This window comes from Pseudooceanicola aquaeponti, from assembly GCF_050897975.1.
Classification (GTDB): Bacteria; Pseudomonadota; Alphaproteobacteria; order Rhodobacterales; family Rhodobacteraceae; genus Pseudooceanicola.
On the sequence record NZ_JBPAXY010000002.1, the window covers coordinates 368,688 to 382,705 of the forward strand.

General features: G+C 66.8%; 9 protein-coding genes. 1 reads left to right on the forward strand and 8 read right to left on the reverse strand.

Annotated features, from left to right (window positions below):
• Positions 1 to 18 precede the first annotated feature (18 nt).
• Complete coding sequence (locus ACRARE_RS05375; RefSeq protein ID WP_432655381.1) at positions 19 to 1,515, reverse strand: phosphomannomutase/phosphoglucomutase; 1,497 nt, start codon at positions 1,513 to 1,515, stop codon at positions 19 to 21.
• 298 nt (positions 1,516 to 1,813) lie between these two features.
• On the opposite strand from ACRARE_RS05375, the gene glmM reads away from it, so the two are divergent.
• On the forward strand, positions 1,814 to 3,154 hold the full coding sequence (gene glmM, locus ACRARE_RS05380; RefSeq protein WP_432655382.1) for a phosphoglucosamine mutase: 1,341 nt from the start codon (positions 1,814 to 1,816) through the stop codon (positions 3,152 to 3,154).
• A 3-nt stretch (positions 3,155 to 3,157) separates the two neighbouring features.
• On the opposite strand, the gene ACRARE_RS05385 is transcribed toward glmM, so the two are convergent.
• The 7 genes from ACRARE_RS05385 to ACRARE_RS05415 form a co-directional block, all read right to left on the reverse strand.
• Positions 3,158 to 4,135, reverse strand: a complete 978-nt coding sequence (locus ACRARE_RS05385) for a glycosyl transferase family protein (RefSeq protein WP_432655383.1) — start codon at positions 4,133 to 4,135, stop codon at positions 3,158 to 3,160.
• Positions 4,132 to 6,765 carry a molybdopterin-dependent oxidoreductase gene (locus ACRARE_RS05390; RefSeq protein ID WP_432655384.1) on the reverse strand — a complete coding sequence of 878 codons (2,634 nt, stop codon included), beginning with the start codon at positions 6,763 to 6,765 and terminating at the stop codon, positions 4,132 to 4,134. Before ACRARE_RS05390 ends, ACRARE_RS05385 begins: the two co-directional genes overlap by 4 nt.
• Positions 6,765 to 7,097 carry a nitrite reductase small subunit NirD gene (gene nirD / locus ACRARE_RS05395; RefSeq protein WP_432655385.1) on the reverse strand — a complete coding sequence of 111 codons (333 nt, stop codon included), beginning with the start codon at positions 7,095 to 7,097 and terminating at the stop codon, positions 6,765 to 6,767. The genes ACRARE_RS05390 and nirD overlap by 1 nt, the downstream gene beginning before the upstream one ends.
• Positions 7,094 to 9,532 (reverse strand): nitrite reductase large subunit NirB, encoded by a 2,439-nt coding sequence (gene nirB, locus ACRARE_RS05400; protein WP_432655386.1) that lies wholly within the window; start codon positions 9,530 to 9,532, stop codon positions 7,094 to 7,096. Before nirB ends, nirD begins: the two co-directional genes overlap by 4 nt.
• Positions 9,533 to 9,622: 90 nt before the next feature.
• Complete coding sequence (locus ACRARE_RS05405) at positions 9,623 to 11,314, reverse strand: ABC transporter ATP-binding protein (RefSeq protein ID WP_432655657.1); 1,692 nt, start codon at positions 11,312 to 11,314, stop codon at positions 9,623 to 9,625.
• 5 nt (positions 11,315 to 11,319) lie between these two features.
• Entirely contained in the window at positions 11,320 to 12,402 is a 1,083-nt protein-coding gene (locus ACRARE_RS05410) for an ABC transporter permease (RefSeq protein ID WP_432655387.1), read from the reverse strand.
• 162 nt (positions 12,403 to 12,564) lie between these two features.
• Positions 12,565 to 13,932, reverse strand: coding sequence for a CmpA/NrtA family ABC transporter substrate-binding protein (locus ACRARE_RS05415; protein ID WP_432655388.1), 1,368 nt, complete (start codon positions 13,930 to 13,932; stop codon positions 12,565 to 12,567).
• Positions 13,933 to 14,018: the final 86 nt, after the last annotated feature.

The following is a 14,018-nucleotide window of genomic DNA, read 5'->3' on the forward strand; positions in this document are numbered from 1 at the left end:
AGGATCAGACAAACCCGATCAGAAGGTCTGGTCGTAGTCTCCCACGGCCGGTTCGGTGCGGATCACATCGTCGACCTCCTTGAAGATCGCGCGCAGCTCTTCCTCGCTGTCGGAACTTTCGCAGACCACCACCAGGTTGGGCGTGTTCGACGAGGCGCGCACCAGACCCCAAGAGCCATTGTCCAGGATCACCCGGGCGCCGTTCACCGTCACCACCTCCTTGATCGCCCGCCCGGCGAAACTGTCGCCCGCCTCGGCCTTGGCCACCAGCTTTTGCACGATGCGCTCAAGGATGTCGTATTTCTCTTCATCCGCCGCATAGGGCGACATGGTCGGGGTGGAATAGGTCACCGGAAGGGCCTTGCGCAGGTCCGACATCTTCATGTCCGGGTTACGATCCATCAGCTTGCAGATCTCGACCGCCACGCGCATCCCGTCGTCATAGCCCCGGCCCACAGGCTCGGCCATGAAGTAATGGCCCGATTTCTCGAAGCCCGCCAGCGCGCCCAGCTCATGCACCCGGCGCTTCATGTGGCTGTGCCCGGTCTTCCAGTAATCCGCCTTGGCGCCGCCGGCGATCAGCTCGGGATCGCTGGCAAAGAGGCCGGTGGATTTCACGTCGGCCACGAAGGTGGACCCGGGGTAGAGCTTGATCAGGTCGCGCGCCATGATCACCCCCACCTTGTCGGCAAAGATCTCTTCGCCCTCGTCATCCACCACACCGCAACGGTCGCCGTCACCGTCGAAGCCCAGGGCGAAATCGGCGCCCGAGGCCTTCACGCTGTCGGCCATGTCATGCAGCATTTCCATGGCTTCGGGGTTCGGGTTGTAGTTGGGAAAGGTGTAATCTAGGGTGTTGTGGCTTTCGACCACCTCGACCCCCATGCGGCGGAACAGTTCCGGCGCATAGGCGCAGGCGGTGCCGTTGCCGGTGGCGCAGACCACCTTCAGCTTGCGGGTCATTTTGAACCCGCCCAGCAGGTCATCCATGTAGGCGTCCCAGACGCCATCCACGAATTCCACCTTGCCGCCGTCGCGGGCCTGGCCCTTGCCGTTCAGCACGATGTCCTTCAGCTCTGCCATCTCGTCGGGGCCGTGGGTCAGGGGCATGTCGAAGCCCATCTTGACCCCGGTCCAGCCGTTGGGATTGTGCGAGGCGGTGACCATGGCCACGGCGCAACCGCCCAGGTGGAAACTGCTGAAATAGGCCATGGGGGTGATGCAGGGGCCGATGTCCTTGACGGTGATCCCGGCCTGCACCAGGCCCAGGATCAGCGCGTTCTTGATGGTCAGCGAATAGTCGCGGTAATCGTTGCCCACGGCGATGACCGGCGGCAGGCCGCGTTGCAGCATCTGGGTGCCCAGCCCCAGGCCCAGGGCGGTCATGCCGGGCAGGTTGATCTCTTCGGGGTATTTCCAGCGGGCATCGTATTCCCGGAACCCCGTCGGCTTGATCATCGGATCGCGCAGGAATTCCCAGGTATTCGGGGTGACGGTGGAAAGCGGTTTGGTCATGCCAAGACATCCGTTTGAAAAGGAACGAAAGAGGTCGCCTGAAAGTGGTAACCGGGGCAGACCGGGGGATCAACGCAGATCCCATGGCGCCAGGGGTTTGTTACCAAATCGTAAAATCTACGGCGGAGGACCGCCGGGAAAGGCGGCAGCCCGGGCGGCTTTCCGCGCCGCGCCGGTTGCGCAGGCGCGCCACCGCCCCCTATAGCTGCTGCGCAAGATCGGGCGGGCCCGGGCGCAATCGCGCGCCCTGCCCCCCCCGGGGACACAGGCACGAGACGGCGGAACGGGACGGCAGCAGATGGCAGGCAAACTCTTCGGCACCGACGGGGTGCGCGGGCAGGCAAACAAATGGCCGATGACGGCCGATGTGGCGCTGAAACTGGCGGCGGCGGCGGGGCGCTATTTCCGCACCGACAAGCAGGACCACCGGGTGGTGATCGGCAAGGACACGCGGCTGTCGGGTTACATGCTGGAAAACGCGCTGACCGCGGGCTTCACCTCGACCGGCATGAACGTCTTCCTGCTGGGTCCGGTGCCCACCCCGGCCATCGGCTATCTGACCCGTAGCCTGCGCGCCGATGTGGGCGTCATGATCTCGGCCAGCCACAACCCGGCCCAGGACAACGGGATCAAGTTCTTCGGCCCCGACGGGTTCAAACTGTCGGATGAGGCGGAAGAGGCGATCGAGGCTCTGATGGAGGCGGGCGTGCCCCCGGCGCAGCCGCAGAACATCGGCCGCGCCAAGCGCTATGAGGACGCGCGCGGGCGCTATGTGGAATATGCCAAGGCGACCCTGCCGCGCCGCACCCGGCTGGACGGGCTCCGCGTGGTGCTGGATTGCGCCAATGGCGCCGCCTATCGCACCGCCCCCGCCGTGCTGTGGGAGCTGGGCGCCGAGGTGATCCCCCTGGGTGTCGAACCCAACGGGTTCAACATCAACGAGGACTGCGGCTCGACCCACCCCGAACAGGCCGCGCGCCGGGTACGTGAAACCCGCGCCGACCTGGGGATCTGCCTGGATGGCGACGCCGACCGGGTGATCCTGATCGACGAGACCGGCCGGGTGGCCGATGGCGACCAGATCATGGGGCTGATCGCCGCCCGCTGGGCCGAAGAGGGCAAGCTGGCGGGCGGCAGCCTGGTGGCGACGGTGATGTCGAACCTTGGCCTGGAACGTTTCCTCGAAGGGCGCGGGATCGGGCTGGAGCGGACCAATGTCGGCGACCGCTACGTGGTGGAACGGATGCAGGCCGGCGGCTTCAACCTGGGCGGCGAACAGTCGGGCCATATCGTGATGACCGACCATTCCACCACCGGCGACGGGTTGCTGGCGGCGCTGCAATTCCTTTCGGCCATGGTCGAGACCGGCCAGCCCGCCAGCCAGCTGGCCAGCGTGTTCGAGCCGGTGCCGCAAAAGCTGATCAATGTGCGCTACGCCGAGGGCAAGGCGCCGCTGGACGCCGAGCCGGTGCAAGAGGCCATCGCGGCGGGCGAAAAGACCCTGGGCAAGGGCGGGCGGCTGCTGATCCGCAAATCGGGGACCGAGCCGCTGATCCGGGTCATGGGCGAGGCCGAGGATATGGCCCTGCTGGACCAGGTGCTGAAAAGCATCGTCGACCAGGTGCGCGCGGCCAGCTAGGCCTCAGGCCGCGACCCCGGCGCGGGCGCCCCACAGGCGCCGCGCCTCGGCGCCCGGATCGGCCAAACCCAGGGTGTCCAGCGCCAGTTCGGCGGTGCCCAGAACGATCTGGAGCGAGAAATCATCGGCCCAGTCGCCCGACCACAGCCGCGCCAGCAGCGCCGGATCGCTCCAGCCCCGGTTCAACCGGCCCGTCTCGGCCATGCGGGCAGGCGCCAGCCGGTCCAGGGGGGCGCCCTCGCGCAGACCGAAAAGGGATATTTCCTTCAAGGGGTTCCGCTCGAACTCACCGCCGCCGCCCTTGATCACCGTCAGGGCCTGCTGGCCCAGCAGGCGGCCCGCGTCGGCCTGCAACTCGCGATAAGGCGGGTGAAACACCCCCTGAACCGAGGCCGCGGCGCGGGCCGGGTTCAGCACCCGCAGCACCGTGTTGATGCAGCTACGCACCCCCAGCCGGTCGCGCAGGCGCAGAAGATCCAGCAGGCCGGGTTGAAACCGCTCTAGCGGCAGATAGGCGATGCCGGACCCGGCCAGCAGCGCCCCCGCCTCGGGCACGGACCCCGCCACCGGGATCCCCGCATGGGGCAGCGCCGCGCGGACCGAGGCGCCCTCGGCCATGTGGTGTTCGGAATTCCAGCCGTGCAGCAACACCGGATGGCCCCCCTGGGCCACCAGCCGGGCGGCCAGCAGGAAGAAGGGCAGCCCTCGGGTGCGCCCGGCGGCATAGCTGGGCCAGTCAAGCGCGGGCCGGGGGATCTGCGGCAGGGCCTCGCGGGCGGCCTCGGCGAACCCGGCGATTTCCTCGGCCGTCTCGCCCTTCATCCGCAGCAGCATCAGGATGGCGCCCAGGGCCTCGGGCTCGGCCTGGCCCGACAGCATCAGGCGCATGACCTCTGCCGCCTCACCCTGGGTGAAGGACCGCGACCGGCCCGGGCCCCGGGCCAGGATGCGGCAATAGGGGGCCAGGCTTTGCGCGCTCACTCTGCCGCCTCGGCCCGGGCGGGGGGCGCCACGCGGGCCAGCAGATCGGCCAGTTCCGGTCGGCAGGAACCGCAGTTGCTGCCCGCCCCCAGGGCCGCGCCGATCGCCTCGACCGAGATCAGCCCGTCGGTCTCTATCGCCGTCAGGATGGTGTTGACCCCAATGCCAAAGCACGAACACAGCACCGGCCCCGGGTCGGGCCGGTCGGCACCCGCGCGGCCCGACAGGGCCATGGGCGCCTCGGTTCCCGGCAGGGTCGCCAGATAGTCGCGCATCACCGCCACCGGCTTTGGCGCGGCGAAAAAGGCCGCCTGCAACCGCCCGTCGCGGATCACGGCGGCGCGGTAGCTGCCGCGCGCGGGATCGGTGACCACCTGCATTTCGTCCTCGGTACAATCGAACATGGCGCAAAGGTAACGCCCCCAGTCCTCGGGGCAATGGGCATCCGCAATCTCGGCCCGCCAGCCCTGGCCGGTCTTCGCCTGGGCCCAGTAGGCGGCAGAGGGGGTAAAGCGGTCAGCGGCCACGGCAAAGGCGTAGAAGCCCCCCTGCCAGCGCGCCACCTGGGCCACCGCCGCCTTGCTTTCGGGCTGGCCCGAGACCGGGTCGACCACGGCGGCCACCAGCGTGTCGATCCGCGCCGAGGGGGCGGTTTCGCCGGTCCAGTGCATGGGGGCGAAGACCTCGCCCCGCTGCACGCGGTCGGTCAGCAGGGCGCGCAGGATGGCGCGGCCCGTGGGGCTGGTGACCTCGACCAGATCGGCAGGCGCGATGCCGCGGGCGGCGGCGTCCTCGGGGTGGATCTCCAGAAAGGGTTCGGGCAGATGCGCCGACAGCCGGGCCGAGCGCGCGGTGCGGGTCATCGTGTGCCACTGGTCGCGGATGCGCCCGGTGTTCAGGCGGAAGGGGAAGGCCTCGCTGACCTCAACCGCCGGGCCGCGCTGGTGCAGCGCCAGCATCCGGCCCTTGCCCGAGGGGGTGAAGAACCGCCCGTCACCGAAAAAGCGCCCGCCCTGGCGGTCGCCGGCCACCGGCCAGCGGGTCGGCTCCAGCGCGTCATAGGCGGCGTCGGTCAGCCCCGCCAGGCCCGAGATGTCGAAGTCGAGGCCAAAGCCCCCGGCGATCCCCGACAGGGCCGCATATTCGCGGAAGATCTCGGCGGGGCCGTCGAAATCGAAGGCGCGGGGCCAACCCAGGCGGCGGCCCAGCTCGCAGAGCTGCCACCAGTCGGGGCGCGCCTCGCCCGGGGCGGGCAACAGGGCGCGCTGGCGGCTGATGGTGCGGTCGGAATTGGTGACGGTGCCGGATTTCTCGGCCCAGCCGGTGGCGGGCAACAGCAGGTCGGCCAGCCGCGCGGTATCCGTGGCCCCGGTGATGTCCGAGACGGCGACGAAATCGCACCCCGCGATGGCGTCGCGCACCGCGTCGGCATCGGGCATCGAGACCGCCGGGTTGGTGTGCAGGATCCACAGCGCCTTGATCCGCCCCTCGCCCACGGCGCGGAACAGATCGACGGCCTTCAGCCCGGCACGGTCGGCCATGGTGGGCGCGTCCCAGAAGCTGCGGACGGCGTTGCGGTGATCGGCGTTTTCCAGATCCATGTGGCAGGCCAGCATATTGGCCAGCCCGCCCACTTCGCGCCCGCCCATGGCATTGGGCTGTCCGGTGACGGAAAAGGGCCCCATGCCTGGCCGCCCGATGCGCCCCGTGGCCAGGTGGCAGTTGAGGATCGCGTTCACCTTGTCGCTGCCACTGCTGGATTGGTTCACGCCCTGGGAATAGACGGTGACGACCTTCTCGGTCCGCACCCAGAGGTCGTAGAAGGCGCGCAGATCGGCGGCGTCCAGCCCGGTGGCGGACAGATCCGTGGTCGAGGCGGCGCAGACGGCGGCGTCATAACCTTCGATCCGGGTCAGATAGGCGGCATCCGCCGCGCCCTGGTCGTGGATCTGCGCCAGCAGACCGTTGAACAGCGCCACGTCGCCGCCGGGTTTCACCGCCAGGTGCAGATCGGCGATGTCGCAGGTGGCGGTGCGGCGCGGGTCGATGACCACCACGCGCATCTGGGGCCGGGCCTTTTTCGCCGCGATCAGCCGCTGGTACAGCACCGGATGGCACCAGGCCAGGTTCGACCCGGTCAGCACCACCAGATCGGCCTGTTCCAGATCCTCATAGGTGCCGGGCACGGTGTCGGTGCCGAAGGCGCGTTTGTGCCCCGCCACCGAACTGGCCATGCAAAGCCTTGAATTTGTGTCGATATTCGCCGATCCGATGAAGCCCTTCATCAGCTTGTTGGCAACGTAGTAGTCTTCGGTCAGCAGCTGGCCGGAGACGTAAAGGGCGACGCTGTCGGGCCCATGATCGCGGATGGCGGCGCGGAATTTCTCCGCCATCAGGCCCATCGCCGCATCCCAACCGACAGGCGCGCCGTGCAGCATCGGGTGCAACAGGCGGTCTTCCATCCCCACGGTCTCGCCCAGTTGCGTCCCCTTGGAACAGAGCCGCCCGAGGTTCGCAGGATGGTCCGGGTCGCCCTTCACCGACAGCCCGCCCTGCCCGTCGGGCGACAGCAACACGCCGCAGCCCACGCCGCAATAGGCGCAGGTCGAGCGGGTGACCGGGGCGCCCATCAGGCCGCGCTCCGCTTGCCGACGGCGACCGCGTCCAGCAGCAACCGCCCCTCTTCCAGGCGGATGGGATAGGTGGCGATCTGCCCCTCATCCGCCCCCTGGGCCGCGCCGGTTTCCAGCGAGAACACCCAGTTGTGCAGCGGGCAGGTGACATGGCGCCCATGCACGATGCCCTCGGACAGGGGGCCGCCCTTGTGCGGGCAGCTGTTGGAGGCGGCAAAGACCTCCGCTTCGGCGGTGCGGAAGACGGCGATGCAGCCCACGGGGGTTTTCACCAGGCGCGCGCCGCGCAGGGGCACGTCGTCGATATGTCCGATGTCGATCCAGCTCATTCCGCGGCCTCCAGGGTGATGTCTGCCAGGGGCTGGTACAGATCGGCGCGGTGTTCGGCGTGATCGGCCCAGGGATCCTTGCGATAGACGGATTGCGAGATTTCGAAACGTTCGTTCAGGGCGGCGCGTTCGGCCGCATCGGCCAGCACCTCTTTCACCCAGTCCAGGCCCACCTTGGCGACCCATTTGTAGGGCCGATCCAGATAGCGCGCCTGTTCGCGGTAAAGCTGCACAAAGGCGGTGGTCCATTCGATGGCCAGGGCCTCGGTCGGCACGTCGACCAGGCGTTCGGTTTCCTTCACCTCCATCCCCGCGGCACCCGCCACCGACACCTGATACCCGCTGTCGACGCAGATGATGCCCACGTCCTTGCAGGTCGCCTCGGCGCAGTTGCGGGGGCAGCCCGACACGCCCAGCTTCACCTTGTGCGGGGTCCAGGACCCCCACAGCTTCTTCTCAAGCTTGATGCCAAGGCCGGTGCTGTCCTGGGTGCCGAAGCGGCAATGGTCGGTGCCGACGCAGGTCTTCACCGTGCGCAGCCCCTTGGAATAGGCGTGGCCAGAGACCATGCCCGCCTGATTCAGATCGTACCAGATCGCGGGCAGGTCTTCCTTCCGCACACCCAGAAGGTCGATACGTTGGCCGCCGGTCACCTTGACCGTGGGCACCTTGTACTTGTCGGCGGCGTCCGCAATGGCGCGCAGCTCGTCCGGGGTGGTGATCCCGCCCCACATGCGCGGCATCACCGAATAGGTCCCGTCCTTCTGGATGTTGGCGTGGTTCCGTTCGTTGACGAAACGCGACTGAAGATCGTCGGCATAGTCCAGCGGCCAGTCGGCCAGCAGGTAATAGTTCACCGCCGGGCGGCAGACGTGGCAGCCGTTCGGCGTGGACCAGCCCAGTTCCTGCCAGACCGCCGGTTGGCTTTTCAGCTCTTGCGACTTGATCAGCCGCCGCACGTCCTCGTGGGTCAGATCGGTACAGCCGCAGATGCCCTGCGCCCCGGGCAGGACGAAATCATCGCCCAGTGTGACGGCCATCACCTGTTCCACCAACCCGGTGCAGGTCCCGCAGGAGTTGGAGGCCTTTGTGATCGCCTTCACCTCGCCCAGGGTATGGGCGCCGTCCTGCACCGCCTTGACGATGGTGCCCTTGCAAATGCCGTTGCAGCCGCAAATCTCGGCGTCATCCGCCAAGGCTGCAACGGCTGCCAAAGGGTCCGCCGAGGCGCCCCCCTGGAAGGCCGGGCCAAAGATCAGGGTGTCGCGCATCTCTTCGATGCAGTCGCCGTCCTTCATCAGGCCGAAGAACCAGTTGCCATCGGCGGTGTCGCCATACATCACCGCGCCGATAATGCGGTTGTCCTGCAAGACCAGCCGCTTGTAGACGCCGCGCGCCGGGTCGCGGAAGACGATGTCCTCGCGGTCTTCTCCTTCCGCGAAGTCGCCCGCGCTGAACAGGTCGCAGCCCGTCACCTTCAGCTTGGTCGAGACGTTGCGCGGCACGAAAGCCGCCTCTTCGCCCGACAAGGTCGCCGCCAGCACCTTGGCCTGATCGTACAGCGGGGCGACAAGGCCGAAGAGGGCGCCATTGTGTTCCACGCATTCGCCCAGCGCCAGGATGTCGGCGTCGGAGGTGATCATCTGGTCGTCCACATGCACCCCACGGCCCACGGCCAGCCCCGCCTGCTGCGCCAGGGCCACGTTGGGGCGGATGCCCACGGCCATGACCAGCAGATCGCAGGGCAGCACGGTTCCATTGTCCAGCGCCAGGCCGGTGACATGGCCGTTCTCGCCCAGGATCTCTTTCGAGTTGGTGGAACACAGCACCTTGATCCCGCGCCCCACCAACTCCTTGCGCAGCAGATAGCCCGCCGCCTCGTCCAGCTGACGTTCCATCAGGTGGCCCATCAGATGCACCACGGTCACGTCCACGCCCCGCGCATGAAGCCCGGCGGCGGCCTCCAGCCCCAGCAGGCCGCCACCGATCACCACCGCACGGGCACCCTCTTGCTCTCCCAGCGCAATCATGCGGTTGGTGTCTTCCAGATCGCGGTAGGCGATCACCCCTTCCAGGTCATGGCCCGGCAGGGGGATGATGAAGGGGTTCGAGCCGGTGGCCACGACCAGCTTGTCATAGGCCAGAACCTCGCCGGTTTCCGAGGTCACGGTCTTGGCCGCGCGGTCGATCTCGGCCACCTTTTCGCCGAAGCGGCAGGTGACGCCGTGGCCCTCGTACCAGTCGGCGTCATGGGTCACGATCTCTTCATAGGTCTTTTCACCGGACAGCACCGGCGACAGCATCAGCCGGTTGTAGTTGCCGCGCGGTTCGGCGTTGAACAGGGTCACGTCCCAGTCGCCGCCGCGGTCGAACAGATGCTCCAGCATCCGGCCCGAGGCCATGCCGGCACCGATCACGATCAGTTTCTGTGCCATGTCGTTCCTCCGTCAGAAGGGTGTTGGGGGTCGCGTGGCGCCCACATGGGCGCCCCGTTTGCGAAGCAGTTCGAAAGAGGGTCGCGGCGCCTATTCGGCCGCGATCGGGGCCGCCTGTAACGCCTGCGGCTTTGGCTTGGGCCGGGCGCCGTGCTCGTATTCCTCAAGGAAATCAAGCACGTCTTGCCGGTAGCGGTAGTAATCGGGGTGTTCCAGCAGCGCCTTGCGGGTACGCGGGCGCGGCAGGTCGACCTTGGTGATCTTGCCGATGGTGGCCTGGGGGCCGTTGGTCATCATCACCACGCGGTCGGCCAGAAGGATGGCCTCGTCCACGTCATGGGTGACGCAGATCGCGGTGACCTTGGTGCGCGACCACACTTCCATCAGAACTTCCTGAAGTTCCCAGCGGGTCAGGCTGTCCAGCATCCCGAAGGGTTCATCCAGCAGCAGCAGCTTGGGCGACAGGGCGAAGGCGCGGGCGATGCCGACGCGCTGTTTCATGCCGTTGGACATGGAATGCGCCGGGCGGTCCATCGCATCGCCCAGGCCGACCCGTTCCAGGTAGTATTCGATCACGTCCTGTTTCTCGGCCTGGCTGGCGCGGGGATAGACCTTGTCGACCCCGATGGCCACGTTCTCTTTGGCCGAGAGCCAGGGGAAGAGGTTGGGCGACTGGAAAACCACGGCGCGTTCCGGGTCGGCACCCTGCACGTCGAAGCCGTCCAGCTTGATCACCCCCTTGGAGATCGCGTTCAGCCCCGCCGTCATGGTCAGCACGGTGGACTTGCCGCAGCCCGAGTGGCCGATCAGCGAAATGAACTCGCCCCGGTCCATCTTCAGGTTGAAATCCTCGACCACGGTCAGCGGGCCCTTGGGGGTGGGATAGACCTTGTGCAGCCCCTCGAAGCTAAGGAAACGGTTGTCGATCAGCCCCTTCTGGGCGTCGCTGACGGCCTTGGGCACATTATGGATCGCCTCGACATTGGGCAAGGTGCGGGTGCCCTCGGCCTTGGCCTCGATCCCCAGATCCATCAGATAGCCGGTGACCCGGGCGCGCAGCGCCTTGAAGGCCTCGTCGCTGTTCATCGCGCCACGGTCGCGCGGGCGGGGCATGTCGACGCGGAACTCCTCGCCCAGGGTGCCCTCGGGCGTCAGGGCGATGATGCGGTCGGCCAGAAGGATGGCCTCGTCCACGTCATTGGTGATCAGCACGCAGGTCTGTTTCTCTTCGTTCCAGATCGCCTCGATCTCGTCGCCCAGGTTGGCACGGGTCAGGGCGTCCAGCGCCGACAGCGGCTCGTCCAGCAGCAGCACTTCGGGGTTCATCGCCAGGGCGCGCGCCACGTTGACCCGCTGGCGCATCCCCCCCGACAGTTCCGCCGGGCGCCGCGTGGTGGCATGGCTCAGGCCGACCATCTGGATATACTTGGCGGCCTTGGCTTCCTTCTCTTTCTTCGACAGACCCGGGAAGATCGTATCGACCGCCAGCATCACGTTCCCCTGCACCGTCAGCCAGGGCATCAGCGAGTAGTTCTGAAAGATCACCCCGCGTTCCGGCCCCGGCCCGGTGACCGGCTGGCCCTTGAAGGTGACCGCGCCCCGGCTGGGCATCTCCAGCCCCGCCATCAGGTTGATCAGGGTGGTCTTGCCGGTGCCCGAGAACCCCAGCAGAACCAGGAACTCGCCCTCTTCGACGCTCAGGTCGATGTCCTTCAGGACATGGGTCGCGCGGGTACCCTCGCCGTAACTTTTGGAAACGTTGGTGAAGTTGATCACGCCCATATCGCTCACCGCTGGTTCGAGAAGGTGAAGAGGGATTGCAGCGCGTACATCACCCGATCCAGCAGGAAGCCGATGATCCCGATGGTGAAGACGGCGACCATGATCCGCGCGAGCGAGGAGGAGCTGCCGTTCTGGAACTCGTCCCAGACGAATTTGCCCAGGCCCGGGTTCTGCGCCAGCATTTCGGCGGCGATCAGCACCATCCAACCCACGCCAAGCGACAGGCGCAGCCCGGTGAAGATCAGCGGCAGAGCCGAGGGCAACACCAGCTTGGTGATCTTCGACCAGGTGCCCATCTTCAGCACCTTGGAGACGCTGATCAGATCCTTGTCGATCGAAGCCACGCCAAGGGCGGTGTTGATCAGCGTGGGCCAGAGCGAGCACAGCGTCACGGTGATGGCCGACACCAGGAAGGACTTGGCGAAAAGCCCGTCATTGGTGGTGTAGACCGCCGAGACGACCATGGTGACGATGGGCAGCCAGGCCAGGGGCGAGACGGGTTTGAAGATCTGGATGATCGGGTTCAGCGCCGCATTGGCGGTCAGCGACAGCCCCGCCAGGATGCCCAGCGGAATGGCCACGGCGCTGGCGATCAGGAAACCGAAGAACACCGTTTTGATCGAGGTCCAGATCTGCGCGTAGTAACTGGGCGCGCCGGTATAGGGGATCTCTTTCACCCGCTCGGGCTGGCCGTTTTCGATGAAACGCTGGTTGCGGGCATCGACCCGGGCCTCGAACTCGGCCTTGTCGGCGGCGGTCTGCACCGCGGCCTCATGCAGGCCCACGGCCTCGGTCCAGACCTGGGCGGGCCCCGGCACGGCGCCCAGCGAGGTTTGCACCTTCGGCGCCAGAGCGCCCCAGAGCGCCAGGAAGACGGCAATGGCCAGCAGCGGCACACCCAGCAGGCGCCAGACCTCTTTCGCCTGTGTCTTGGGGTTGTCGCCGGCGGCGGCCTTCAGCATCGGGGTGATCCACGCCAGCCCCAGCACCTGGAACCATTTGTCGGCGGAATTGATACGGGTGAACAGCTTTGCACGGCGGGCCTCGCGGGCCTCTGCGCGCGCAAATTCGGGATCGACAGTGGTCATCGGTCTTCTCCTGGATCCGGCGGGATGGCCCGCGTTCGGTTTGGGGTCCGGTTGGCGGGATGGCCCGCCAGTCCGATTGGGATCTTTGTCGTCAGGGGTGACCCGGGGGCTGGTCTATCGCCCTCCCCCGGGACCTCGGTCCTGTGCGGCCCGAAGGGGCGCTCAGCCCTGAACCTCGTTCCCGACGACCTTCTGATCGCCCTTCAGGCCGATCGGCAGGCTGTCGAGATAGGCGTTCGGGGTGCGGCCGTCATAGGCGATGCCGTCGATCACATCCTCGGAGGGGGTCGGCGCCTTGTAGCCGTCGCTGTCCCAGGGGAAGTCGGCCTCGTTGGCCAGGCCCTCGTCCACCAGCATCCGCGCCGCCTCCAGGTAGATCTCGGGCTTGTAGACCGATTTCGCCACCTCGTCGTACCAGCTGTCGGGCTTGGCCTCGGCGATCTGACCCCAGCGGCGCATCTGGGTCAGATACCAGACCGCGTCAGAGTAGAAGGGATAGGTGGCGTTGTAGCGGAAGAAGACGTTGAAATCGGGCACCTCGCGGGTGTCGCCCTTCTCATACTCGAAGGTGCCGGTCATCGAGTTGGCGATCACCTCGTAGTCCGCGCCGACATATTCGGGGCGCGACAGGATCTCGACCGCCTCGGGACGGTTGGCGTTGTCGTTCTCGTCCAGCCACATGGCCGCACGGATCAGCGCCTTGGTGATCGCCAGGGTGGTGTTCGGATTGGCCTCCTGGAATTCCGCCGACAGGCCGAAGACCTTCTCGGGGTTGTTCTTCCACAGCTCGTAATCGGTGATCACCGGCACGCCGATGCCCTTGAACACCGCCTGCTGGTTCCAGGGCTCGCCCACGCAGTAGCCGCTGATCGTGCCGGCCTCCAGGGTGGCGGGCATCTGCGGCGGCGGGGTGACCGACAGGAAGGCCTCGGCGCCGATCTGGCCGGTGACGTTCTCGGGGGAGTAGTAGCCCGGTTCGATCCCACCGGCGGCCAGCCAGTAGCGCAGCTCGTAGTTGTGGGTCGAGACGGGGAAGACCATGCCCATGTTGAAGGGCTTGCCCTCGGCGTTGAAGCTTTCGATCACCGGCTTCAGGTTCTCGGCGCCGATCGGGTGGGCGATCTTGCCGTCCGCATCGGTGGCCAGGTTGGGCTTCATCATCTCCCAGACCTCGTTCGACACGGTAATGCCGTTGCCGTTCAGGTCCATCGAGAAGGGGGTGATGATATGCGCCTCGGTGCCATAGCCAATGGTGGCCGCCAGGGGCTGACCGGCCAGCATGTGGGCGCCGTCCAGGGTGCCCGAGATCACGCCGTCCAGCAGCACCTTCCAGTTGGCCTGGGCCTCCAGCGTCACGAACAGGCCCTCGTCGTCGAAGAAGCCCTGTTCATAGGCCACCGCCAGCGGCGCCATGTCGGTCAGCTTGATGAACCCGAAGGTCAGCACGTCTTTTTCCAGGTCCAGCATCTCGGCGCTTGCCGGTGCGACCAGGGCGGTGGAGGCCGCCAGCGAAAGAAGCAGTTTCTTCATCTTCATACCCCGTCATCTGTTCTTTTTCAGAAACCCGGGGATGGTTTTCTTCACCCGGGCCAAACACGAAAAGCCACTCTGACAAT

Bases quoted from the DNA above. Each gene is read 5' to 3' on its own strand.
- ACRARE_RS05375 (WP_432655381.1), bottom strand. From the start codon at position 1,515: ATGACCAAACCGCTTTCCACCGTCACCCCGAATACCTGGGAATTCCTG.
- glmM (WP_432655382.1), top strand. From the start codon at position 1,814: ATGGCAGGCAAACTCTTCGGCACCGACGGGGTGCGCGGGCAGGCAAAC.
- ACRARE_RS05390 (WP_432655384.1), bottom strand. From the start codon at position 6,765: ATGGGCGCCCCGGTCACCCGCTCGACCTGCGCCTATTGCGGCGTGGGC.
- nirD (WP_432655385.1), bottom strand. From the start codon at position 7,097: ATGAGCTGGATCGACATCGGACATATCGACGACGTGCCCCTGCGCGGC.
- nirB (WP_432655386.1), bottom strand. From the start codon at position 9,532: ATGGCACAGAAACTGATCGTGATCGGTGCCGGCATGGCCTCGGGCCGG.
- ACRARE_RS05405 (WP_432655657.1), bottom strand. From the start codon at position 11,314: ATGGGCGTGATCAACTTCACCAACGTTTCCAAAAGTTACGGCGAGGGT.
- ACRARE_RS05410 (WP_432655387.1), bottom strand. From the start codon at position 12,402: ATGACCACTGTCGATCCCGAATTTGCGCGCGCAGAGGCCCGCGAGGCC.
- ACRARE_RS05415 (WP_432655388.1), bottom strand. From the start codon at position 13,932: ATGAAGAAACTGCTTCTTTCGCTGGCGGCCTCCACCGCCCTGGTCGCA.